The sequence below is a fragment of the Enterococcus sp. AMC1252 genome (assembly GCF_058216515.1).
Map to the genome: position 1 here is coordinate 2,410,413 of NZ_CM177097.1, position 24,137 is coordinate 2,434,549.

The following is a 24,137-nucleotide window of genomic DNA, read 5'->3' on the forward strand; positions in this document are numbered from 1 at the left end:
AAGAAACTCGACTTGAATCGTCTGTCACCCATTACTCATAGCAAAAAGAACTCTTTATCCCCATCTAAAACAATTCCTAAAGCCGAACTTTATTTGATGATCAATTAAAACGATTAGCGAGGAATAAAAAATGAAAACAGGAAAGAAATTCTTAATTTATATGGTTCTTTGTGTCACCCTGATTTTTACAGGAATCGGGAGCTGTGCAGCAATCAGCTTTCATAAGGGAAAAGAGATAGCACAATCTCAAGTCAATAAGATGAAAAATAATAATTTTACTAGCAATCAACAGGCAAATACGGAAGACATGTTGATTGATGATGACGGACGTAAAGTTGAAGAGAAACAAAATACAACAACCATTCACGAATTTTTGAATGATGGAGTAAAACAATGAGTTGGCCTAAGCGATTATCCAAACTCCATTATTTAGACTTTTACATTTTTATCCCTTATCTAATCCTGTGTGTTGTTGGTGTCTTAATGGTTTATAGTTCTAGCTCTTATCAATTATTAGATAGTGAGTTAGGAACGGCCAGTAAAGCAGTCAAACAAACCATGTATTTTCTGTTTAGCTTGGTTTGCATGAGTTTTGTATATCGAATCAATTTAAACGTCCTTCGCAAACCCCAAATGATGTATGTCATTTTGGCACTGACTTTTCTCTCAATCATTGCATTACCTTTTATCGGTACTAGTGTTGGTGGTGCAAAGCGTTGGATCAATCTAGGCGTACTTTTGTTTCAACCATCTGAATTAGTGCCTTTGGTTCTTATTCTTTATTTGGCATCCAATCTTTCAAAAGAGGATATTTTGACCCCTTTTACATTTAAGAAACACAAACAATCATTGCTAGTCGCTAGTTTCTTTATGTTTTTTGTGGCTTTACAGCCTAATATAGCAGGTGCTTCCATGATTTTTATCCTTGTGCTCGTTTTGTTTTTGTTCAGTGGACTCTCTCCTTTGTTTATGTCGCTCGCTTTAGTTGGATTTGTTGTGGCAAAAAGACTAGGAACTGTTCTTTTGTTATCGATCCCGACAGATTGGATGCCGCAGAAATTCAGTTATTTAGTCACACGTTTTGAAGTAATGCAAAATCCCTTCATTGATCCGACCGGCAAAGGATTTCAGACATCTAATGCTTACTACGCAATGCATAATGGTGGATTTTTTGGATTAGGTCTAGGCAATAGTATTCAGAAAAAAGGCTTTCTTCCTGCTGCTGATACAGATTTCATTTTTGCTATTTGTATTGAAGAGTTAGGGTTGATTTTCTCTTTAGGTATTTTGTTTGCCGTGTTCTTTATTGTTGCTCGTTTATTTTTGCTAGCAATAAAATCAAAAAACCTTTACTACTCTTATCTTTACATTGGTTGTGGTATGCTGTTGTTCCTTCAAGTGACAGTAAACGTTGGCAGTCTATTAGGTTATATTCCAATGACTGGACTAACATTTCCTTTTATTAGTTATGGAGGATCTAGTTTACTAATTTTAAGTATTACTCTGGGTATAGCCTTGAATGCACGGGGAACTGAGCTTAGAGAAACTTTTAGACGTCGAGGAGGGGTGTCATGAGAAAAGCCTTAGTCGCAAAAAGTGAACCCGTAAATTATGCCTTGCTTTTGCCTGTTTTTTTACTGATACTTGTTGGGTTTCTAGCTCAGTATGGCGCTTTTCAAGCAGATCCTGCGATTGACTCAGTTGGCTCTTTACTGAAAAAACAATTTTTATGGACTCTTTTAGGGACTGGAACAATGTTTGTCACGATGTTCATCCCTATAAAATATCTATGGCAATCGACACCGATCCTTTATAGTCTCTCTCTTCTTTTAATGAGCTTACTTATAAAATTTCATGATCCCGTCATGGCTGCCGCTACAGGAACAAAGCGTTGGCTTCGGTTAGGTCCACTTTCATTTCAACCATCAGAATTCATGAAACTTGGCTATATTTTGATGTTAGCTTATATTGTCACCCGAAAAAGACAACAATCAGAAAATCCTTCTACTATAAAAGAGGACTTCCGTTTGTTAGGTGAATTATTCGTTGTTAGTTTACCTGTGTTCTTTTTGATGTTTTATCAAAAAGATTTTGGCACAAGTTTAGTTTTTATCTCGATTTTTCTAGGTATAGTGCTTGTTTCGGGCTGTTCTTGGAAAATTTTAACAGTCGGCTTTGGTATTATAGGCACGCTTGGTGTCAGCGGCATCTTGTTGGTGTTGACTGAACGTGGACAAAAAGTTCTTTCGTTTCTACATTTTAAACCGTATCAATTCAATCGAATCCACGCTTGGCTCAATCCTTTTGAATATGCGGACTCGATTTCATTTCAACAGGCGCGTGGGTTAACGGCCATTGGTTCAGGAGAATTGCTTGGCAAGGGGATGACTAATTTGCAGGTTTATGTTCCAGTCCGAGAATCTGATATGATTTTTACTGTGATTGGTGAAGCTTATGGTTTTTTGGGTACTTGTACCTTAATTTTATTGTTCTTTTATCTAATTTATCAAATGTTGATTTGCACATTAAATGCCCAACGTGAATTTTACGCATACATCACAACAGGTATAATTATGTATTTCTTGTTTCATATCCTTGAAAATATCGGATCTAACATTGGACTGCTTCCTTTGACTGGGATTCCTTTACCTTTTATCAGTCAAGGCGGCACAGCTTACTTAGCTAATTTTATTGCTATTGGGTTGATTCTTTCGATGTATTATCAGAAGGAGAAAGAGTAATTTAGGTTTGTTTTCATTTCCACTATTTAAGTTAATCTGAATACGAATATATTTTTCTATCTAATTTCTTCCTAAACGAATGTTTGTACTCTCTTCAAATTTCAAAAGTGAATTAAATAAAAAATAGAAGTCTTGATGTAGTACAAAGACTTTAACTGATACTCAAGATCAAGCAAAATTCACGGATTAATCCTTTAATAATAATTTAAACTTGAATTATAATTTTCTTTATGTTAAATTTAAATTACTAAAAATAAGGAGTTGTTTTCATGAGAAAGAAATCATTAGTATTAGGATGTTTGATAGTAGTCGGAATGTTTTTTGGAACTAGTTATGTTGATGCAGAGGAATCTGTTGAAAATTCAAGTTCCCCCATTCCTTTTAGTATACTGAGAGGTGCTCCGGCAAAAAGAGAAGCAGTAGTCCAAAGTGGTCAAAAAATTCGGATTTTAGTAGGTAGCTTAAGAACAAATGAATTTGTATCAAAATACGCAATAAAATTTAAAGCTGAGTCAGAAGATAAAGAAAGTTTTCTTCTTGAAGAACTTTACGATCATGGTTATTCTTGGCAAGTCGCATCTAGAAAGTTCTTCTATACTAATAGTCCTGTAACAGTAAATACCAATATATTGGATGAGACAATAAAAGGTTGGACTAGCGGAAACCGAATTTTTGATTTATATAATTATTCAGCTCAACCATTAAAAATAACTTTTTCAGTTAATTCCTCAATCCACCCAAGAGACTTGCCATGTGTAGATTACAGCGACATTGACTTTGACTTGTAATAGGCGAACAAGGAGACTGCTTAAGGGCTGTCTCCTTGTTTTGTAGTATGAGCAATCTATCAAATTAAAAAAGCTGAGTCCATAAAGTATGGACTCAACTCTTTCGTAAATACTATTCTTCTTCTTCCGCCATGAATGTGTTAAACACTTCTTCGATCATATCCCATTCAGCGTCTGTTTCGATTTGTTGTAATTCCCCTTCTGTTCCTTCGTTGTTTTCGATGTATGCATAAGCTTGCAATTCTACATCTTCTTCCTCTGGAACACCAGCTGGATATAGAAGCACGTAGTTTTTACCAAATTCTTCTTGTCCGTCTACTGTTAATAAAATTTCATATAAGGTTTCGTTTCCTTGTTCATCAACTAAGGTGATATGCTCATGCCCTTCGTGATCATGATCATGGTTATGTTCTTCTGTCATTTGTCTTGCTCTCCTTTTATCTTATCCTTGTTTTTTAACAAGTCATTTAAATTTTATTGCTAGCGCCGTCTAAATAATTTTGTAATATCATGACAGCAGCTACCTTATCAATCACTTTTTTTCTTTTGGCTCTAGATGTATTCGCTTGTTCAACTAACATACGTTCAGCTTGAACTGTCGTCAAACGTTCATCTTGATAAGTAACAGGAATTTGAAACATGTCTTCGATTTTCTTACCATAAGCCATTGATGCTTCAGCTCTAGGTCCGATTGAATTATTCATATTTTTGGGAAGTCCCACGACAAAACGTGTCACTTCATATTCTTCGACTAATTCTGCTAAACGTTCAAAACCAAATTCTTCCTGCTCTTCGTTGATTCGAATAATCTCGACACCTTGTGCCGTCCAGCCAAATGGATCGCTCACTGCAATTCCTACTGTCTTAGAGCCGACATCAAGTCCCATTACTCTCATCGAATAGTGATTCCATGATCAGATAAGTAATATTTAACCAGCTCTTCCATGATCTCATCCCGTTCGTGACGACGAATCAAATTTCGAGCGTCTTGATAACGAGGAATGTAGGCCGGGTCTCCAGAAAGCAAATAGCCCACAATCTGATTGATCGGATTATATCCTTTTTCCTCTAAAGCCTTGTATACAGTAGCTAGAGTCTCACTTACTTCCTTCTTACGACTGTCATCAAAATCAAAACGTACAGTTTCATCTGTAAAACCCATTTATCTACACCTCACTTTTATTCTATTCATACAGTTTCATTCTACTAAAAACAAGGCGAAACTACAAACAAAACTTAACATTTTCTGCTATATATTAAAGATTTCCTTTAATTTTAACAGAATCGACGGATTATCGGGTAAATAATTTCTTTTTAGTTAAAAATTTGAAAGAAATTTCTCCCTATTTTTTCTAACAGTTGTTTTTTTATTGTATACTAATTAAAAGAGTTGAATATAGAGTAAAGGAGTTTTTTTATGTTTATCTTGCTCATCTGCTGCATCAGCGTGTTATTGATCTGTTTATTTTGGATTTTGTTACAACAATCAAAAAAGCCAACTGGGTATATTGGCATTGGGCTGATGCACCTTTGGAATCGCGTTTATCTTCCTTTAGTAAAATGGACAATGACAAAGATTGTTTTGAGAGATAAAATGGCGATTCTAGATATCGGTGTAGGAAATGGTGTCTCAAGCCGCTATCTTTTACAACAAGCAAATTCATTATCTATAACAGGCATAGACATTTCTAAAGACGCCATAGCGCAAGCAAAAAAGAACACTCAAAATGAAACACTTAAGTTTGAAACAATGGATGTTCATAGCCTAAGTTTTGCTCCTGAAACATTCGATTTCGTAACGGCTTTTCAAACACATTTTCATTGGAATAATTTAGACAACGCATTGTCTGAAATAAATCGGGTTTTAAAGCGTAAGGGACTCGTTGTTTTTTCTTTTGAGACAGCAAAAATCAATTACTTTTTGCCTAAATTTAAAAAATCGGCGGATTTCCAAACGTATCTATCTGACCACGGCTTCTTATTGTCTGCTCATCATACAACGAATCAATGGTCTATGTATGTTTTTCAAAAAGAATAGAATGATATGAAACGAAAATATCGTTTCATATCATTCTACTTTATTATAAGTTGGTCATAAGTTTGACCAACAACGCTTTTTGAGCATGGAGACGATTGGCCGCTTCTTGATAAATTGCGGAATGCGTCCCATCAATAATATCTGCTGAAACTTCTTCTCCTCTATGAGCAGGTAGGCAGTGCAAGAATAGATAATCTTTTTTTGCTTGCACTACTAGTCGATTATTGATTTGGAATGATTTGAATACTTTTTCCCGCTCTTTTTGTTCAGCTTCATCTCCCATACTTGCCCAAACGTCTGTTACCAAAACATCTGCATTTTTCGCAGCTTGGTCTGGTTCGTTCACAATTTGGATTCTACTACCACTTACTTTTGCATTCTTTTTGGCAATTGCAATCACTTCTTCTTTTGGTTCGTATCCTTTTGGGGTTGCGATACTCACATCCATTCCAACTAAACTTCCACCAATCAAAAATGAATGTGCCATATTGTTTCCATCACCGATATAGGTCAATTTGATTCCTTCTAGCTTCCCTTTTTGTTCATAAATCGTTTGAAAATCTGCGAGTATCTGACAGGGATGATGATCGTCCGTTAAACCATTGATCACAGGGATCGATGCTTCGTCTGCCAATTCAGCAACCATTTGATCTGAATAGGTACGAATCATGATTGCATCGACATAATTAGACATAACTTTAGCCGTATCCTTCACTGGTTCTCCACGTCCCATTTGAGTATTCTTAGAATCCAAAACAATCGCTTGTCCTCCAAGCTGAATGATTCCTGCTTCAAACGAGACACGGGTACGAGTACTATTTTTTTCAAAGATCATCGCTAGTATTTTCCCCGCTAATACTCCACGATAGGCTTGTGGATCAGCTTTGATTGCAACTGCTAATTCAATAATCGCCATAAATTCGTCTTTTGTTAACTCAGTTAGATTTAAAACACTTTTACCATACATAGAATTCGTCATTTTTTTCTCCTTATATATAAAATCTGAACGAGCTCGTTCAATGTTGAAAAAAATAGGAAGAAGACTTTTCCCTTCATGCCATTTTTATCTTTCTTCACTCAGAATTGTTCTCGAATGCAAAATCACTTAAAACCTTATCTAATATCATCAATCCATGATCAATTTCTTCTGTATCAATCGTTAATGGCGGTAAAAGTCGTAAAACATTTTGTCCAGCTTTTAAAGTTAGCAATCCTTCTGTTTCCAATAAATCCATCACTTGTTTTAACGAACTTCCGTTAGCTAACTCAATACCTATCATGAGCCCTTTACCACGAACAGCTTTGATCGTCTTATTTTTTTCTGCTATTTGTGTTAAGCCAATCCATAATTGCTGACTTTTCTTTTGAACTTCTAGTAAAAATTCCCTCTGGTTTATTCGATCAGCCACTTTTGAGGCGACACTCATCGCCAATTTATTTCCACCAAAAGTCGACCCATGACTACCAGGTCCAAACGCTTTTACTAAATTCTTTTTCCCGACCATAGCACCGACAGGGATTCCATTGCCTAACCCTTTGGCCAATGTAAAAATGTCCGGCTCGATCTGATAACCTTCATGGGCATAAAAAGTACCTGTTCGTCCAATTCCCGTTTGAATTTCATCAATGATTAATAACGCGCCAAACTGCTGACAAAGAGACTGTATCGTTTGAACCCATTGCTCATCAGCTGGTACTACGCCCCCTTCACCCTGAATCAATTCTAACATGACAGCTGCTGTTTCTTGATTGATTTCCTCTAACAATGGCTCAAGTTGGTTGAATGGTAAATAAACAAAGTCAGGTACCAAAGGTTCAAATCCTATATGAATACTTTCTTGTCCCGTCGCACTCATCGCACCATATGTTCGACCATGGAAAGAATTCGTAAACGTAATGATTTTACTTTTACCCGTCATTTTGCGAGCTAACTTGATTGCAGCTTCATTCGCTTCCGCTCCACTGTTACAAAAATAGCTGATATACTCTTTTCCATTTGCTAATTTTTCAGCTACCTGTTCTTGTAACTGATTTTCATATAAATTAGGCGTATGCCATAAAAGATTAGCTTGTTCCTTTAATACTTGATTCAATTCTGGATCATTATACCCTAAATTCATTACGCCAATACCACTAGTAAAATCAAGATAGTTTTTGCCATTTTTATCGGTCAAAACAGTTTGAGAACCTTTGATTAATTCCAACTCTTTTCTTTGATAATTTTGAAATAAATAACTCATGCAAAGACCTCCTTGGACTTGATAATGGTTCCAGCATATTGAATTTGATTTGTGATGTGAACTTCCTTTACACCACCTTTGATAGCATTTACAGCACTTTCTAATTTTGGTAACATTCCGCCTTTGATAATTTTTTCTTGCTTTAGCTTAGGAACTTCACTAGTGGATAGTTCTTTTAACCACTGATTTTTCTTCTTTACACCAGGAACATCGGTTAGTAGATAGAGCTTTTCAGCTTTTAATTCTTCTGCTATTTTACATGCTACATGATCAGCGTTGATGTTCAGCCATTCACCTGCTTTTGTTAAACCTAGTGGAGCAATAATCGGAATATGCTTAGTTTCGAGCAAGTGTTCTAACAATTCTGTATCTACTTTGTTGACCTCTCCAACCGCTCCTAATGTCTTTTTATCAAGAAAAGATCCCGTAATGATTTGACCACATGACGCATTTAGTCCTACAACAGAAAATCCTTTTTGCTGAAAAAGGCCTGTAATCGCAGGTTGCACTTGACCAATCAAAACCATTTGAGTGATTTTTAGTGTTTCATCTGTTGTTACGCGCAGCCCATCTTGGATCACCACAGGTATATTTAAACGCTGCATCATCTCAGAAATATAATGTCCACCCCCGTGAACAATAACAACTTTTTTTCCCTCTTTTTGCCAATGATCTACTTGTTCAAAAAATGTTTTTGTTAAGTTATCGCTGGCTACTCCCCCCATTTTGATAACAATGATTTTTTTCATGCTTGTCTCTCCCTTTATGTTTTAAACCTTCTATTTTTTATCTTGTTTCATTAATACTTTTTATGGATAGATCGGTAACTGATCTAAGCCACATCTTTCCTCAAATCCAGCAAAAATATTTAAATTTTGAACTGCTTGCCCAGCTGCGCCTTTGCCTAAATTATCAATGACAGTGACGATTGTAACCATGTTTGTCTGCGCATTGTAAGCGAGTCCAATATCACAGTAATTTGAGCCAATTACCTGTTTAAGTACAGGATAGTGCCCAGCTTCTTGAATTCTTATAAAAGCATTTTTTTTAAAATGTGATTGATATAACTGAACTAACTCCTCGTCAGAAATCGGTTGTTTTAATTTAGCGTAAGCTGTTAAAAAAATCCCTCTAGTCACTGGAATCAATGATGTTGAAAACTGAACTGCTGTAAGATCTGGTGTCCATTTTTTTAGTTGCTGCATGATTTCAGGAATATGCTGATGACTATTCATTTTGTACAACGTCATATTATCATGCGCTTCCGAAAAATGAGCTGTTTGAGATAGTCCTTTACCCGCACCTGAAATACCTGATTTAGCATCGATTATAATAGAATCTAAGATCAATTTATTCTCTTTCAATAATGGTGCTAACGATAACTCTGCTGCCGTAGCATAACACCCTGGGTTGGCGATCCATTTAGATTGTGGCATTTCTCGATACTCTGCTAAACCATAATCAAATTTTTTGATCAAACGCATTGGAGCCGCTTTTGAACCATACCAAGTTTCATACTCACCAAGCTCTTTCAATCGAAAATCACCAGATAAATCAATCACAGGAAAATCAGCGTCAACAAATGATTCCGCCAGATCTTTTGAAACACCAGACGGAGTTGCTAAGAAAACGAGATCACTTTTCTTCATAATTTTATCTGGATCGACTTGCATTAGGGGTAAACTAATAAGTTGCTTCAAGTATGGATAAACTTTATCTAGTGATTTTTTATTCATTGAATGGCTATGAATTGAGGCTATCTCAACAAATGGATGCTGTCTGAGATAGCGTAAAAGCTCCAACCCACTATAACCTGTTACACCAATAATTGAGACCTTCATCAGCTTCACTTCTTTTCTTTTTATTCTTGTCAAACAAGTGTTGTTTTTCATATTATAAGTTTTCCTACGATGCAAGTCAATGGTTTTTTATTAATTTATAAACTAAAAATAAATATTTATGCATTTTACAGAATGATATTCATTCTATTTTGAATAAAAAAATGGATCTATGGAAAAACTCTTTAAGTTTTTCCATAGATCCAACTTAACTTTTATCCCGTCCGTAATCCATTACCTATACAGAAAGATAAATTGTGATTGTCCCATCTTTCTTGTAATGTTCCACGTCTGTCAAATAAGTACGTCTTTCTTCCAATGCTTCGTCTTTCCAAATTTTTTGCCAGACTTCTCCCACACCTTCAGGGCTAGCAACAGCTACTGGGATTTCTACATAATCACCCGCAAGAATAGTTGAACTCTCAGAAAAATCAGCTTCTTCATTTCCAACTAACAAGTCATAACTTCCATTATAATTCCTTTCATAATTTGAATAGACAGCGAAAACTTCCCTCTCCAAGTGCATCGTTGGAACATGATTCCATAAAGCGATAATTTCATCCAAACGATTATTATTCGTACGAATTTTCTTACCTTTAATTGTTTTCTTTGCTAATTTAATTGTCATTATCGTCACTCCTTTGTATTTCTGAAATGAGCATAACATAAAAATGATGACAACTTTCTGTCATCATTTAAGTTGATTCTATAAATTTTTACATTCACTATAAATAAAATTTAACCATTACAATACCAATTAAAATAATAATACCTGGTAAATAATTAGACACTCTGATTTTTGTGATGCCCATTATATTTAAACCAATACCTAAAATCATCAAACCACCGATTGCACTTATTTCCACCATCAATACATCCAGTAACTCTTTAGGAATATAGCGCATCAAACTACTGGCAAGTATGGCAATGATGCCTTGATAAAGAAAAACTGGTACTGCAGAAAAAAGAACCCCAACACCTAATGTTGCTGTCAACATAATCGACAAAAAACCATCCATAACTGCTTTTGTAAACAATGTTTGATGATTATTTGCTACACCACTTTCTATTGCACCAATAATTCCCATTGACCCAATCAAAAAAATAAGCGAAGCAGTTACAAAGCCATCAGCAAAATTACTATCTGGCTTTGCATAACGCTTTTCCAACGTCAAACCAAGTTCATTCATTTTATCTTCAATTCCTATTAGTTCTCCCAACATCGCACCTAAACATAAACTAATCAAGATCACAATAAAAGAAGACGTTTTAAAGGCCATTTGAATACCCAAGACCACAACGCCAAGCCCAATACCTTTTGTTACAGTATCTTTCATTTGTTCTGATATATTACGTAAAATAGCGCCAAGTAAACTCCCAAAAATAATTGCTAACCCGTTAATCAATGAACCTAATAAAATCATCTTTTTCATCCCAATCATTACATTTTTTCATACGTTTTCTATTATACGATAAGAAATACGAAAGAGACATTTTAAGCTCTACAAAATTCTAGACGAAAAAGTCACAGTTTGTGCACAATGTTCGGTCTACACGTTTATTTTTATAGTTCCATACTATTTTTTCCAGCTATAATCAACTATACTAATCATAGATATGATGATAGAACCAAAAAGTGAGGAAAATTAATGACAACAATAGACATAGAGAAAGTCCTGGAGACTTGTTTACTTGCTGGGAAAATTATGTTAGAAAGTGATGCTGAAATGTATCGGGTAGAAGACACCATGAGCCGTATCGCTTTAGCTTCAGGAGATTATCGCCTTGTCAGCTACGTTACACAAACCGGTCTTTTTGTGGGATTAGACGGTACTTCAACGATTCGAATGGTTCAAATATTAAACCGATCGATCAATTTAGAAAAAGTCTCTAGAATCAATCAGCTTTCTAGAGAGTATGTCACTGGACGTTACACCTTAGATGAGCTTTTAGAAGAGCTTAAAACCTTAGAACAAGAAAGAAAATTTTTCCCTTTATGGCTAAGATTTATCAGCGCTGCTGTTGTTAGCGGAACGATCATGATTTTGTTTGGTGGTGTCTGGGCTGACCTGCTTTTGACCTGTTTAATCGGAGGGTTTGGCTATATTCTTTATTATTCCAGTTTAAAAGTTTTACGAATTAAGTTTCTATCTGAGTTTTTAGCAGCTTTTTTTATTGGCTGCGCAGCTCTTTTAAGCAGTAAAATCGGGTTAGGCATCAATCAGGATATGATCATTATCGGCTGTGTCATGCCTCTTGTTCCAGGAGTTCAAATCACTAATGCTTTACGTGATTTACTTGCAGGACATTATCTTTCTGGCGTATCCCGAGGTACTGAGGCGATGATGACCGCCTCTATGATTGGCTTTGCTATTGCTTTTGTTTTTCAATTATTTTATTAGAAACAATACTTGTACATTCAAAGAATGTATTTTTAAGAATTTGGAGGTTTTCAAATGACCACTTTACTGATTCAGTTTTCTTTTAGTTTCTTAGCATCGGCTGCTTATGCTATCATAACGAATGTTCCTAGACGGTCTTTAATTGCCTGTGGCTTATCCGGTGCTTCTGGTTGGATGTTCTATTGGTTTACGATTCAATTAGGTGGTAATGCCGCTTTAGGTTCTTTATTAGGAGCACTGAGTGTTGCTGCAGTTAGTTTTATCTGTTCAAGAAAATTAAAACTGCCTGTTACTATTTTTAATATTCCAGGCATGGTTCCTTTAGTTCCAGGCGGACTGGCTTATCAAGCCGTACGAAATTTAGTTATTGGTAATTATGAAACAGCCATTTACTCTACTGTACAAGCCATCATGATTGCAGGAGCCATTGCGTTAGGATTAGTTTTATCTGAGGTGTTGAATCACAACATTAGAAACTTTAGAGAAAAACGAGAGATCGTGAGTTTGATTAGAAAGAAACATGAAAAGTGATACTACTTTTTAGAACGAGGTGAATTGATGAGTGTAGAAACTGTTCTTTCAAACGCAAAATAAGAAAGGAGCAGGAACATGATTAAAAAAATTGATGTCTTAACATCATTTGAATTAGAATCAATAATAAGTATTTGGTTAATAGCGAATTGTGAGGCCCATCCTTTTATCCCAAAAAGCTATTGGCAACAAAATATCGATTTTGTAAAAGAAGAATTGCCTAAAGCCGATCTTTATGTTTACTATGAAAAAGATAAAATAGTCGGTTTTTTAGGACTGAACGAAACGTATATTGCTGGAATTTTCGTGATGAAGGCACATCGAAATCTAGGAATCGGTCAACAGCTTTTAAACGAAGCAAAAGAGGTTAATGATGTGCTCAGCCTTTCCGTCTATGCAAAAAATCAGAATGCAGTAAGTTTTTATAAAAAGCAAGGTTTTAAACAGACCAAGCAACAAGTGGATAATACTGGTGAGCTAGAATATCAACTCATCTGGGAAAAATAAAAAAAGGCTGGGCTATAACTCTAAGAGTTATAGCCCAGCCTCAAGCAATCCGAATAAACGGTGAAACAAAAGCAGATTCTTCGGAAAAAATATTTGTGTTTAGGCCTCTGTTTTTAAAACGAACGATAGACATATTGATTCTTTGGTTCTTCCACTTGCTTGACTTTCGTAACAGCGACAGCCGGAATATCTCGTTTAAATGGGGCATAATATTCAGAATGGATCTTCCCTGTTAATTCCACCCAATCATTATTATTGAATGTTTGATCCTCCGGCATATTCGTCAACAATCCAAATACCCCAGAATCAGCTACACAGTGAATGATCCCAAAGCGGAAGACAAATGTACCAGGTTGTTCCTTTCTTTTAGAATTAAAGATAAAACCTTTGTAAGAAATCGTCTTACCTGTAAATTCACTTGGGTAATTGTAAATCAATTCCATTACTTCTAAATAATTTTCATCGGTAACAGTCACGTGATTATCTTTTACATATTTCGTTAATGCTTGTTTCATTTGCTCGTTGTAATCTGTTTTATCAAAATAAATACTCGTATCTGGTTTTAAAAACTGCGTGTCTACATCGGGATCGCCAACTGACTCTTTACTTAATGGGAAGTTAAACCCTTTTGCTTCAACGATTGATGTATCCAAACTAATCGTAGGAAACATAAATCCAACAATCAATGGTAATGCTAATAACAGATAAGCAACTCCTCGTTGATAAGGTTTATTCAAGCCATGATCATGTCCAGTATGGTTATGGTGAGTTTCTGTTTTTTTATCTTCTTCTTTGTTCCAAAGAATCAGTTGAACGATTGCCAAGACAAACGAAAGTGCCATCGATAAAATCGCCAAATAGCTATAGTGGACATTTATATATTGATTCAATTTGCCAGTTACCTGCAAATACATCATCAAAATCGTATAACCAATCAAAATCAAAAAACGAATCATCTACTCTTCCCTCCTTAAATCGCTAGTGCATAAAGACTGACAACAACTGTAACGATTCCAACAAATTTTAACATGAATGATGTTTTAAAATAACGCTTCATCATCAGTAAATTCTTGATATCCACCATTGGTCCAAAAACAAGAAAACCTACAACTGGTCCACTACCGAATAGACTTAATAGTGAAGATCCAATAAACGCATCGGCTTCCGAACACAATGACAACGTCGCAGCTAAAATAAGCATCACTAGAATCGCCAAAATCTTAGTATGACCCAATTGTAAAATAGCGCCTGTCGGTAAATAAGTCTGCATAGCAGCAGCTAATAAAGAGCCAAAAATCAAATAACGACCTGAATCAAAAAATTCATCAATTCCGTGAGTCAAAACAGACCAACTTTTGCGCCAAGCTGTTTCCTTTTCATGATGATGTTCTTCTATTTGGCACGCATGATCTAGTTCTGTTTGAGTTAGGATTGGTTCTTTATTGATATAGGCTAGCCAGATCCCCACGACCAAGGCCACTAGCATACTACCTACGACCCGCCAAACAACGAATTTTATCGAATTGCTAAATGCGATGTACGTAGAAAAAAGAACAATTGGATTTATGATTGGAGCCGTGATCATAAAGGCAAAAGCCGTATACGTAGGCACTTCCTTTTTGACAAATTGATGAACGATTGGTACAATACCGCATTCACAAGACGGGAAAAAGAATCCTAATACACTTCCCATAACAATCGATAAAAACTTGTTTTTTGGCAATATTTTTTTGACCCGTTCCGGCGTTAAAAACACTTGTAAAGCGCCTGAAATCACGCAACCAAGCATCACAAACGGTAACGCTTCAATCACAATAGACAAGAAAATGGTACCCATTTGTAAAACTGAATGAGGTAAAAACTCAAACATCTAATTCCTCCTACTGCTAAAAATAACATCAGTAATCGTATAATATACGGATGCTTTTTTTAACATTCAAAAATATAACTAACTATACTGCACCTCCAACGAAAATACAAGATAAGCTAGAGTATATTAAAACATCTATAAGATTTTCATTTCATAACAAAAAGAGTAAACCCAAAGTTAAAAATCTGGCTTACTCTTAATTGTTCAAATTGCAAATAGCTCTGAAGCTGATTCTGGATCTGTATCAAAGACATTAAAATCAAAGTTAACCCCTAGTCCCTTTTCAGCTAAAATCGATTCCATCGCCATTCTTGCATGCTCTTTGGTATTATTTTCTTTACTTAAATGTCCTAAATAAATTCGTTTGGTACGGTCTCCGATCACATCTGCCATCGTCAATGCACCGTCGTCATTTGATAAATGACCTTTATCACCTAGAATTCTCTGTTTTAAGCTCCATGGATACGGACCCATTCTTAAAATCTCCAACTCATGATTGCTTTCGATTAAGTAGGCATCTGCATCTTTAATTATTCCACGTACGTGATCACTGCAATATCCTGTATCAGTCAACATCACGAACGAACGGTTATCCTTGAAGAAACGATAGAATTGCGGAGCTGCTGCATCATGTGAAACACCAAAGCTCTCGATGTCCATATCACCAAAAGTTAACACTTTCCCCATATCAAAAACATGTTTTTGCTCAAGCGCAACATTTCCAATCAACGGATCCATTGCCGCCCAGGTCTTTTCGTTAGCATAGACATCTAATTTATATTTTCTAGCAAGAACACCAACACCATGAATATGATCACGATGCTCGTGGGTTACTAAAATAGCATCAAGATCTTCTGGTTTACGGTCGACTTCTGCCAATAAAGAGGTGATTTTTTTTCCACTTAACCCAGCATCTATAAGCAGCTTCTTCTTCTCTGTTTCAATAAAAAGGGAATTGCCAGTACTACCACTAGCAAGAATGCTGATGTTAAAAGCTTTTTCTTGACTCATTTTTTTCTTCGCTTCCCTTCTTTAGTCTACAGCTACTTATTATACAACCATCATTACTGATTTTCCACCTTTGGCACAGTATTATTTGTAATGATTGTATTGCTCATGGCATTTACTTGTTCAATTTGCAAATTGCTGCCACTGGATTTAATTCCGACAAACCATACTGGAACGTACACATTTTTCTCTCGAATTTTGTAAATTCTTGTATAGGCTAATTCCCTAAAGGTGATTTTGGCATTACTAGGAATCTTATTATTGATGTAAAGGGTCTCAATCGCATCACGTTCAGATGACAAATCCATTTTATCTCGTAACTCTTCGATTCCTTGAATATGAGTTTGCGTATACTTGTAAATTTTGTGCAAACTATCAGACTCATCTGATTTCTCCAATTTAAGTGAAATTTGAGCTGTATCATCTTTAAAAGGAATACTCTTATAGCTTTGAGAAGCAATAGCCTCAGGAAATTCTCCATCTAACGTAGAAAAATCAGGCATATAGCGGTACTGACTACCAAATAGAACACTGTCTTCATCATTCAAAAAAGCTTCTAATGATTTTTTTACATTTTTTTCATCAATAAAGTAACTAGTCTGAGTGTAATTCAACTGAGGATAAGCAGTTATGGAATTGTCAACAAACTCAACCCCGTTTTTCAAGAAATTACGGTCTCTAGTTTCCCGTTCATTTTGAATCGCATCATAAAAATTTGTTTGCTCACCACTCAAATAATAGCCTTCTTTTTTTTCGCCTGAGAGCATTCCTTTAAATGAAATCCCATCTTTATCTAATCGCTTTTCAATACTATCCGTTTGGTCTGAAAAAGAAACATTGCTTTCTTCTTTCAATCCTTCTTGGTAGATACCGAATAGGAACATATTTAAACCTAGAAAAGCTAAGAAAAAAATCCATTCAATTCGTTTGAAGTCCATTATTCCACCTCCACATTCGCCAGCTGTTCCAGTAATTCGGGTTCTGGATACCATTTTTTATCATAGCGAATATACCATTCTGGAGTTAGGTCAACCACTTGTGTGATTTCTTCGATTTTATGCCATGTATACCCAATTACCATTGAATCGATTTTCTCTGAGTCAGCACCGTTTGCAATTAATTGTTCCAATAAACTTTCAGTACTTTTCAAAATAACTTCTTCCTCAGATGGAATTGGCACTTGAATCGTATCCACACTTGTCTCAATTACTACACTCGATTTTTCAGCCTTGTCATTACCAATCGTCACTCGTACTTGTCCTTTGTCATTTTCACTAAAGACTGGAAATCCTTCTACAAATGTTCGATAGTTGATTTCAGCATCCGTGCGGTCAAAGTAACGAATATTTCCCATATTTGTGCCTAATTTTTTTACATAATCAAAGCTATCAGAATAGATATTGTCAGCAGCTGTTCTGGATTCTAAATCACCGTTAAAATGGATCGTTCCTAATTTTTCATCTGCTATCAAACGTTCACTACCACTCGTATAAGACAAATCCTTACTGTCTTCGTTCGTTTGAATATCATCAGCATTGGCGAAAAAAGCATTACGAAACTTCGTTACAGGCTGAGATGCTAAAATATAACTGTATTTTTTCATTTTAAGGTCTTCCGATAAATAATAGTGTTTCCCAGCAACCGCTTGTTGCTCTGAAATTTGGTTGTACTGAACACCTACTTTATTCATTAGATTCAAAACTTTTTCATTATTGATCGTGATAGATGCTTCATAAATATCTTTACGATTAAAGTCTAAGAAACGAATCTTATTCTGAGCTAAATCTACTTGAATACAAGTAAAGTAAACTTCATCGCCACTAATATCTCCTAGTTGTACATCCAAATTATAAACAGAAACATATTCACTTAATAACAAGGGACCTTCATACAACAATTCAAAGCCTTGAGCCATTGATAAATACTTATCAAATTGTTCCGAATCACCTTTGACAGTTTGAGCCAAGTTTCCAAACGTACTATGTTTGATTTCATTTTGAATATTCGTAATCAAATTTTCACTGGTATTCATTTCTGATTTCCCATCTTGCATTCTAATTAAACGTAATGGTAAGAACACATCCGTATCCAGTCGTTCATTCACAACTGTAGTTGCAAGTTGAGGATCATTTTTGATTGGCTGTCCTTTTTTGGACGAACTGATCCAAATACTCAATGAAAAGTACAAACTAAGCAGTACTAATAAAACCAGCCCAATCCTTACGATTTTTTCTGTTATCTTCATTCCCACCAGTCCTCCTCATAAGGTTCATAAGGCAAGGAGATATAAAAGGTAGACCCTTGACCTTCCTGGCTTTCTACCCAAATCGCACCATTGTGAGCTTTGACTACTTCTCTTGAGATAGCGAGTCCAAGACCTGTCCCACCTTGTTCTCTGGCACGGGCTTTATCTACACGATAAAAACGTTCAAAGACTTTATTCACATCTTTTTTAGGAATACCTAAGCCTTGGTCCGTTACACTGAATACAACATTATTATGCGTTTCTAACAGACGACAAGTGATTGCTCCGCCATCAGGAGAATATTTGATTGCATTATTTAAAATATTATCTAAGACTTGAATAACTTTATCTGTATCTAGTTCCACCCACAGATCACGTTTTGTAAATTCCCGATGAATCGTGTAATTTTTATCATTTGCTTCGACCATCATGTCAAAACGATCTAAAACAAAATTGATCAATTCGTTAAAATTTACATATTCTAATTGTAATTCTCCATTACCAGAATCCATCCTTGAAAGATTCAACAAATCATTGATCATGCGGATCATCCGATCCGTTTCTTCCAATGTAACTTTTAAAAAGTTAGGTGCGATTTCCGGATTTTCCCAAGCACCTTCGCTTAAAGCTTCGATATAACTTCGCATACTTGTTAAAGGTGTGCGTAACTCATGAGATACATTGGACACAAATTCACGACGTTCACGCTCATTTTTTTCTTGCTCCGTCACATCATGCAGCACACAAACGAGTCCTGTAATAAAACCAGACTCACGACGAATCATCGCGAAATCAACGCGAATAATCATTTGATCTTCTTCTCTAGAAGACAATGAACGGTCGATCAGAATTTCTTCTGGTTCTTCCAACAATTTTCTCAATGTATAATCAGTTTCTATATCTAATAATTCCAGTAAAGAAGACCCAATCACATCTTCATCCTTCACATTCAATAAAGAAAGAGCCATTTCATTGATCGTAATCACTTTGCCACGTCTATCTGTTGCAATAACGCCATCGGTCATATGTGCCAGTACACTATCCAAACGATTCCGCTCTGCTTCCATCGTTTCTTGGGCTTCTTCGATTCGTTCAGAAAGCTGATTGAATGTCTCTGCCAACTGTCCTAACTCATCCTTACCATAGACTTTGACTTTACCAGTATAATCACCTTTAGCAATACGTAAGGCTTGTTCTCTCATCTCGCCGATGGGCTGAGTAATCGATCTGGCAATCAAAAGAGTAACTATGATCGAAATTGCTCCAGCTATAAGCGATGCCGTAAAGAAGATACGAGCTGTATCTGTAATCTCTTGATATTTGCCTTCAGTGTTACTTTTAACATAAAGAACCCCGATGACTGTGTCGCCAGTCGGGGATTGGATAGGCTGAACATTGATATATACACGTTTATCATTATCCATTGCTGGATATTTTTTGGCACTAAAATCATTTAAATCACGGTAATCATTTTTTTTACCTACGATCCCTTGTTGATTTAAATCACTTGTCGCCCTTACGATCCCTTTATCGTCAACAACTCGTGCTTCGATTGTTTCCGATGCTGAAAAATCACTTAATGTTTTTTTTAAATTGGCATCGATTTCTGTTCGATCGCGATCTTTTTCACCTAACTTAGTGCTAAGTGTACTGGCAAGTTGAGTCACTTGTCGATCAACATTTTGTTTATAATCATTAATCGTTGTTGATTCCAGTTCTCGGATAAAGTATCCTCCGATAATTTGAATCGCAATCAATAGCAACAAAATAAATGATAGAGCGATCTTAAAGTTTACCGATTGAAAAAAGTGAACTTTTTTCTTCATAAATCACTACTCCTGTTCAGGGTTTCGAAGGTAATAACCGACACCACGACGAGTGACTAAGTAAGTCGGATGACTTGGACTGTCTTCGATCTTTTCTCTTAAGCGGCGGACAGTTACGTCAACAGTACGAACATCGCCAAAGTAATCATATCCCCAAACAGTTTGCAATAAATGTTCACGAGTCATCACTTGCCCAATATGTTTCGCTAAATAATACAGTAATTCAAACTCACGATGAGTCAATTCTATTTTGCTACCTCGTTTTGATACCATATAAGCATCTGGATGAATTGTTAAATCTCCAATAGATAGTTCCGATTGTGTCGTTGACTCTGCTTCTTTAGCACTTGTTGCACCACGACGTAGATTTGCTTTAACGCGAGCTACGAGTTCACGATTAGAAAATGGTTTTGTCACATAATCATCTGCACCTAACTCTAATCCTAAAACTTTATCGATTTCAGAATCTTTAGCTGTAACCATAATGATTGGCATATCATAAGTTTTGCGAACTTCTCTAGCAACTTCTAATCCATCCATTTTTGGCAACATCAAATCAAGGATAATCAAATCTGGTTCTACTTCTTTAACTTTTTCAACTGCTTCTTCACCATCATAAGCAGTAAATACTTCGTATCCTTCTTTAGTAAGGTTGTATTTCACAATTTCTGAAATCGGCTTTTCATCATCTACAACTAATATTTTTTTCATGTAAGAGGCACCTCTTTTTTCTTTTGTCTTTTCGTAGTCTAATCATATTCTCCCTTATTATACCTTATTTTGTCCATTGTTTCACCTTTGACAAAAGAGTCCTTACTCTTTCTTATCTATATCTTGCAAAAATCAAGGTTTTCTGACTATAATTAGAAATAAGTTTTTTTAAAGGAAGCGATAAAATGAAAGCACCACGATTACAGGCTGGTGATGAAATCCGAGTCATTGCACCATCCAGCAGTTTTTCACGTTTAACAGATTTGGGAATTAAATCGGCGGAAAAAAAATTGTCGGACTTAGGGTTTCACGTCACCTTTTCTGAACATACAAATGAACATGATGTGCTTGGTTCTTCTTCGATCATGAGTCGGGTCAAAGATTTGCATGAAGCTTTTTCCGATGAAAACGTCAAAGGAATTTTAACAGCTATCGGTGGATTTAATAGCAATGAACTACTACCTTATCTTGATTTTGAATTGATCAAACGCCACCCTAAAGTTTTTTGTGGATATAGCGATATCACGGCTTTATGCAATGCAATCACAGCTAAAACAAAAATACTTACCTATGTTGGCCCACATTTTTCTAGTTTTCAAATGGATGAGCTACAAGACTATCAAACCGAAAACTTTTTACATGCAACAACTGATGAAAAACCTTTTGATGTGATTGCCTCTGAGTCTTGGAGTCAAGACGAATGGTATTTACAAGAACCTAAGCGAATGTTACACGCGAATAACTGGAAAGTCTATAGCCATTCAAAACCAGTTACTGGAAGATGTTACGGTGGAAACTTAGGCACGTTTCAATTGCTTTTCGGGACACGCTTTTTACCTGACCTTGAACGATCGATTTTATTTGTTGAAAATGCTGAAGAAGATGACTATCATGATTTCGCCCGTGGTTTAGCTGCTTTACTTCAAGTAGTGAAACACCCTCAAGCCTTATTGATCGGACGATTTCCTAAAGAAACAGAAATGACTGAAGAGCGACTGTTAGCCATTTTAGCAAAATATCCTTTATTACGAGAAATTCCTGTGATTTATGATATGAATTTTGGTCATACTCAGCCAATATTTACAATTCCTATTGGCGATCAAGCAACTGTTGATACGTCACAGAAAAAAATCACCTTTTTCTAAATATAAAACCTCTAATAGAAGTTTCACTACTAGGTGAAGCAAACATTAGAGGTTTTCTTTTTTATAGTCTTTTTCCAGTTGTTCATACATCGCAATCTTATTATTCAGTAACTCTAAATGACTTTTAGCTTTTTCATATTCAGCCATAATTTTTATTCGATGAGTCAATAATAAATTTTTACGTTCGGTAATCGTTGAATCACCAATACTTTTCAACTGAGTATATCGTTTGATTTCCTTTAGAGAGATCCCCGTGTTTTTCAACTTATTTACAAAGTTTGCCCAATCAAGCTCTTCTGCTCCATAAACACGATAATTATGTTCATCTCTAGAAGGTTTGATCAATCCTTCTTTTTCATAATAGCGCAGTGTGTGTTCTGAAATGCCAATTTTTTTTGCAAATTCACTAATGGTATACATTTATTTCACATCCTTTTTAAATTTCCACTTGCTTTAGAGACGACTCTAAACCTTATACTTCGATTGTACCATCTAGCTTCTATTTAATCATTAGCTAGTTTCATGATTAGATGAGCGTTTTGTTCAAGGTCTAGCGAAGCGAAACATTGCTATCACATGTTATCTAGCTTCACGAGCAAGACTTTCAGCTTTTAAATTTAGGAGGAATTAGTATGAAGTACACAGTAATCACAGGTGCAAGTTCAGGTATCGGTTTGGAAACGGCAAAAAAATTTAGTGAGATGGGAAAAAATTTGATTTTGGTTGCACGAAGAAAGGATCGTCTCGATCGCTTAAAAAATGAGATCCTATCTAATCAACCAACACTTAAGATTCTTACTAAAACAGTCGACTTATCTCAACAAAACAATGTGTTAAATCTTTACAACTCTCTGAAAAAATATGATATTGAAACATGGATCAATAATGCTGGTTTGGGCTACTATCACTCAGTGGCTGATCAAGATTTAGAAAAAGTCAGCCAAATGCTCCATTTAAATATTGAAGCTTTGACTTTATTATCTTCCCTTTATGTCACGGATTATGAAAACAAAGAAAATGCACAGTTGATCAATATTTCTTCTGCCGGTGGATATAAAAATGTGCCTAATGCCGCTACGTATTGCGCAACAAAATTTTATGTAAGTGCCTTTACTGAAGCTATTGCTTTAGAATTACAAGGAAAAAAAGCCCCTCTCAAAGCTAAGGTCTTAGCACCAGCTGCGACTGAAACAGAATTCGCTCAAGTTGCTAACGGATCAAATTCTTATGATTATAACAAAGCCTTTACAGCTTTTCATACAGCGAAAGAAATGGCTGAATTTCTCATTATCCTTTATCAAAGTCAAGAGGTCGTTGGATCAGTTGATCGAGATACATTTGAGTTCAATTTATCAGGACCTATTTTTGGTCATTATCCAACTGGGATCAAAAATAGGTAACGCCATCAAAAAAACGTACCAGATAGATTCCCTCTATCTGGTACGTTTTTTGTTGGATATCTTTACTCTTCAGTATCGAGCAAGTATTTGCTAACGATAGCTGCAAGTATACCACCGATCAGTGGTGCTACGATAAATACCCAAACTTGAGATAATGCTTCCCCTCCAACAAAAATTGCTGGTCCTAAGCTTCTCGCTGGGTTGACAGATGTACCAGTTAGCGGAATTCCTACTAAGTGAATCATTGTCAATGTCAAACCAATCACGATTCCTGCAAGTTTTGCATTTCCTTTTTTGGCACTTGTAACAGTCATGATAACCAAAACAAAAATAAATGTTAAAATAATTTCTACCGTTAAGGCACCAATCGCACTAAATTCACCAAAACCATTTTGGCCTAAGTTTGTTGTTTCTCTTCCTGAAGCATTTAAGATTGAAAGTAAAGCAAAAGATGCAATCAAACCACCAACGATTTGTCCAACGATGTAATAAATCAAGTCCATTGTTGAAATGCGTTTGTTGACCCACATCCCCAATGAAACTGCAGGATTCAAATGAGCACCAGAAATCGTACCAATACTATATGCCGCTGCAATGATCGTCAAACCAAAAGCCAAAGCGATTCCGGTTGTACCAATCCCTTCTATCCCGCCTCCTAAAACAGCTGTCGCTGTACCAAAGAAAACCAAAATAAAGGTTCCAAGACATTCTGCAATTGCTTTTTTCATAGATTTCCCTCCCTTCTCTTTATTCTTTCACAGATTATCATAATCATGAAAATTCTCGTGATATTTTCAACTAAAATTGAGAGAAAATTTAATGAGTAATATCTCAATATCGTTGATAA

28 protein-coding genes are annotated in these 24,137 nt (G+C 35.8%); 10 read left to right on the forward strand and 18 right to left on the reverse strand.

Annotated features, from left to right (window positions below; translation table 11 throughout):
• Positions 1 to 130 precede the first annotated feature (130 nt).
• From AC4BB5_RS11420 to AC4BB5_RS11435, 4 genes are all read left to right on the forward strand, one after another.
• A complete protein-coding gene (locus AC4BB5_RS11420; RefSeq protein ID WP_490456250.1) occupies positions 131 to 397 on the forward strand; it encodes a hypothetical protein in 267 nt (88 codons plus the stop codon).
• Positions 394 to 1,575 (forward strand): FtsW/RodA/SpoVE family cell cycle protein, encoded by a 1,182-nt coding sequence (locus AC4BB5_RS11425; RefSeq protein WP_490456251.1) that lies wholly within the window; start codon positions 394 to 396, stop codon positions 1,573 to 1,575. Before AC4BB5_RS11420 ends, AC4BB5_RS11425 begins: the two co-directional genes overlap by 4 nt.
• Entirely contained in the window at positions 1,572 to 2,741 is a 1,170-nt protein-coding gene (locus AC4BB5_RS11430) for an FtsW/RodA/SpoVE family cell cycle protein (protein WP_490456252.1), read from the forward strand. Before AC4BB5_RS11425 ends, AC4BB5_RS11430 begins: the two co-directional genes overlap by 4 nt.
• Before the next feature lie 269 nt (positions 2,742 to 3,010).
• On the forward strand, positions 3,011 to 3,529 hold the full coding sequence (locus tag AC4BB5_RS11435) for a hypothetical protein (protein ID WP_490456253.1): 519 nt from the start codon (positions 3,011 to 3,013) through the stop codon (positions 3,527 to 3,529).
• 112 nt (positions 3,530 to 3,641) lie between these two features.
• Here AC4BB5_RS11435 and AC4BB5_RS11440 read toward each other — a convergent pair whose 3' ends face one another.
• Genes AC4BB5_RS11440 through AC4BB5_RS11450 form a run of 3 tightly spaced genes read right to left on the reverse strand, consistent with a single transcriptional unit; the run spans position 3,642 to position 4,691 of the window.
• The gene (locus AC4BB5_RS11440) at positions 3,642 to 3,950 is read right to left on the reverse strand and encodes a DUF1292 domain-containing protein (RefSeq protein ID WP_438756578.1); all 309 of its coding nucleotides are present in this window, start codon (positions 3,948 to 3,950) and stop codon (positions 3,642 to 3,644) included.
• Positions 3,951 to 3,996: 46 nt separating this feature from the next.
• Positions 3,997 to 4,425: a Holliday junction resolvase RuvX gene (gene ruvX / locus AC4BB5_RS11445; RefSeq protein WP_490456254.1), complete on the reverse strand. Its 429-nt coding sequence runs from the start codon at positions 4,423 to 4,425 to the stop codon at positions 3,997 to 3,999.
• Positions 4,422 to 4,691 (reverse strand): IreB family regulatory phosphoprotein, encoded by a 270-nt coding sequence (locus AC4BB5_RS11450; protein WP_010760982.1) that lies wholly within the window; start codon positions 4,689 to 4,691, stop codon positions 4,422 to 4,424. The genes ruvX and AC4BB5_RS11450 overlap by 4 nt, the downstream gene beginning before the upstream one ends.
• 255 nt (positions 4,692 to 4,946) lie before the next feature.
• On the opposite strand from AC4BB5_RS11450, the gene AC4BB5_RS11455 reads away from it, so the two are divergent.
• On the forward strand, positions 4,947 to 5,567 hold the full coding sequence (locus AC4BB5_RS11455; RefSeq protein ID WP_490456255.1) for a class I SAM-dependent methyltransferase: 621 nt from the start codon (positions 4,947 to 4,949) through the stop codon (positions 5,565 to 5,567).
• 43 nt (positions 5,568 to 5,610) lie between these two features.
• Here the strand turns inward: AC4BB5_RS11455 and argF are convergent, their stop codons facing one another.
• From argF to AC4BB5_RS11485, 6 genes are all read right to left on the reverse strand, one after another.
• Positions 5,611 to 6,546: an ornithine carbamoyltransferase gene (gene argF / locus AC4BB5_RS11460; RefSeq protein ID WP_490456256.1), complete on the reverse strand. Its 936-nt coding sequence runs from the start codon at positions 6,544 to 6,546 to the stop codon at positions 5,611 to 5,613.
• 94 nt (positions 6,547 to 6,640) lie between these two features.
• Positions 6,641 to 7,807, reverse strand: a complete 1,167-nt coding sequence (gene argD, locus AC4BB5_RS11465) for an acetylornithine transaminase (protein ID WP_490456257.1) — start codon at positions 7,805 to 7,807, stop codon at positions 6,641 to 6,643.
• Positions 7,804 to 8,556, reverse strand: coding sequence for an acetylglutamate kinase (argB, locus tag AC4BB5_RS11470; RefSeq protein ID WP_490456258.1), 753 nt, complete (start codon positions 8,554 to 8,556; stop codon positions 7,804 to 7,806). Before argB ends, argD begins: the two co-directional genes overlap by 4 nt.
• Positions 8,557 to 8,616: 60 nt before the next feature.
• Positions 8,617 to 9,648 (reverse strand): N-acetyl-gamma-glutamyl-phosphate reductase, encoded by a 1,032-nt coding sequence (gene argC / locus AC4BB5_RS11475; protein ID WP_490459063.1) that lies wholly within the window; start codon positions 9,646 to 9,648, stop codon positions 8,617 to 8,619.
• Between the two features lie 235 nt (positions 9,649 to 9,883).
• Positions 9,884 to 10,273: a GyrI-like domain-containing protein gene (locus AC4BB5_RS11480; protein WP_490456259.1), complete on the reverse strand. Its 390-nt coding sequence runs from the start codon at positions 10,271 to 10,273 to the stop codon at positions 9,884 to 9,886.
• 97 nt (positions 10,274 to 10,370) lie between these two features.
• Complete coding sequence (locus AC4BB5_RS11485; RefSeq protein ID WP_490456260.1) at positions 10,371 to 11,069, reverse strand: DUF554 domain-containing protein; 699 nt, start codon at positions 11,067 to 11,069, stop codon at positions 10,371 to 10,373.
• Positions 11,070 to 11,294: 225 nt separating this feature from the next.
• Between AC4BB5_RS11485 and AC4BB5_RS11490 the strand changes: the two genes are divergently transcribed.
• The 3 genes from AC4BB5_RS11490 to AC4BB5_RS11500 all read left to right on the forward strand — a co-directional run bounded on the left by AC4BB5_RS11490 (position 11,295) and on the right by AC4BB5_RS11500 (position 13,085).
• Complete coding sequence (locus tag AC4BB5_RS11490) at positions 11,295 to 12,047, forward strand: threonine/serine exporter family protein (RefSeq protein ID WP_490456261.1); 753 nt, start codon at positions 11,295 to 11,297, stop codon at positions 12,045 to 12,047.
• 54 nt (positions 12,048 to 12,101) lie between these two features.
• Positions 12,102 to 12,578: a threonine/serine exporter family protein gene (locus AC4BB5_RS11495; protein WP_490456262.1), complete on the forward strand. Its 477-nt coding sequence runs from the start codon at positions 12,102 to 12,104 to the stop codon at positions 12,576 to 12,578.
• A gap of 78 nt (positions 12,579 to 12,656) precedes the next feature.
• The gene (locus AC4BB5_RS11500; RefSeq protein ID WP_490456263.1) at positions 12,657 to 13,085 is read left to right on the forward strand and encodes a GNAT family N-acetyltransferase; all 429 of its coding nucleotides are present in this window, start codon (positions 12,657 to 12,659) and stop codon (positions 13,083 to 13,085) included.
• Between the two features lie 113 nt (positions 13,086 to 13,198).
• On the opposite strand, the gene AC4BB5_RS11505 is transcribed toward AC4BB5_RS11500, so the two are convergent.
• The 7 genes from AC4BB5_RS11505 to yycF form a co-directional block, all read right to left on the reverse strand.
• The gene (locus AC4BB5_RS11505) at positions 13,199 to 14,041 is read right to left on the reverse strand and encodes a TIGR03943 family putative permease subunit (protein WP_490456264.1); all 843 of its coding nucleotides are present in this window, start codon (positions 14,039 to 14,041) and stop codon (positions 13,199 to 13,201) included.
• Between the two features lie 14 nt (positions 14,042 to 14,055).
• Positions 14,056 to 14,955 carry a permease gene (locus tag AC4BB5_RS11510; protein ID WP_490456265.1) on the reverse strand — a complete coding sequence of 300 codons (900 nt, stop codon included), beginning with the start codon at positions 14,953 to 14,955 and terminating at the stop codon, positions 14,056 to 14,058.
• A gap of 204 nt (positions 14,956 to 15,159) precedes the next feature.
• Positions 15,160 to 15,966 (reverse strand): MBL fold metallo-hydrolase, encoded by an 807-nt coding sequence (locus AC4BB5_RS11515; RefSeq protein ID WP_490456266.1) that lies wholly within the window; start codon positions 15,964 to 15,966, stop codon positions 15,160 to 15,162.
• A gap of 53 nt (positions 15,967 to 16,019) precedes the next feature.
• Positions 16,020 to 16,901 carry a two-component system regulatory protein YycI gene (locus AC4BB5_RS11520; protein WP_490456267.1) on the reverse strand — a complete coding sequence of 294 codons (882 nt, stop codon included), beginning with the start codon at positions 16,899 to 16,901 and terminating at the stop codon, positions 16,020 to 16,022.
• Positions 16,901 to 18,208: a YycH family regulatory protein gene (locus AC4BB5_RS11525; protein WP_490456268.1), complete on the reverse strand. Its 1,308-nt coding sequence runs from the start codon at positions 18,206 to 18,208 to the stop codon at positions 16,901 to 16,903. The genes AC4BB5_RS11520 and AC4BB5_RS11525 overlap by 1 nt, the downstream gene beginning before the upstream one ends.
• Entirely contained in the window at positions 18,205 to 20,034 is a 1,830-nt protein-coding gene (walK, locus tag AC4BB5_RS11530; protein ID WP_490456269.1) for a cell wall metabolism sensor histidine kinase WalK, read from the reverse strand. The genes AC4BB5_RS11525 and walK overlap by 4 nt, the downstream gene beginning before the upstream one ends.
• A 6-nt stretch (positions 20,035 to 20,040) precedes the next feature.
• Positions 20,041 to 20,745: a response regulator YycF gene (yycF, locus tag AC4BB5_RS11535; RefSeq protein WP_086313537.1), complete on the reverse strand. Its 705-nt coding sequence runs from the start codon at positions 20,743 to 20,745 to the stop codon at positions 20,041 to 20,043.
• Positions 20,746 to 20,930: 185 nt separating this feature from the next.
• Here yycF and AC4BB5_RS11540 point away from each other — a divergent pair, with 185 nt between their 5' ends.
• The gene (locus AC4BB5_RS11540) at positions 20,931 to 21,890 is read left to right on the forward strand and encodes a S66 family peptidase (protein WP_490456270.1); all 960 of its coding nucleotides are present in this window, start codon (positions 20,931 to 20,933) and stop codon (positions 21,888 to 21,890) included.
• Positions 21,891 to 21,935: 45 nt separating this feature from the next.
• Here the strand turns inward: AC4BB5_RS11540 and AC4BB5_RS11545 are convergent, their stop codons facing one another.
• Positions 21,936 to 22,310: a MerR family transcriptional regulator gene (locus tag AC4BB5_RS11545; RefSeq protein ID WP_490456271.1), complete on the reverse strand. Its 375-nt coding sequence runs from the start codon at positions 22,308 to 22,310 to the stop codon at positions 21,936 to 21,938.
• Between the two features lie 212 nt (positions 22,311 to 22,522).
• Here AC4BB5_RS11545 and AC4BB5_RS11550 point away from each other — a divergent pair, with 212 nt between their 5' ends.
• A complete protein-coding gene (locus AC4BB5_RS11550) occupies positions 22,523 to 23,290 on the forward strand; it encodes an SDR family NAD(P)-dependent oxidoreductase (protein WP_490456272.1) in 768 nt (255 codons plus the stop codon).
• A gap of 62 nt (positions 23,291 to 23,352) precedes the next feature.
• Here AC4BB5_RS11550 and AC4BB5_RS11555 read toward each other — a convergent pair whose 3' ends face one another.
• Positions 23,353 to 24,018, reverse strand: a complete 666-nt coding sequence (locus AC4BB5_RS11555; RefSeq protein WP_490456273.1) for an MIP family channel protein — start codon at positions 24,016 to 24,018, stop codon at positions 23,353 to 23,355.
• Between the last annotated feature and the right edge of the window lie 119 nt (positions 24,019 to 24,137).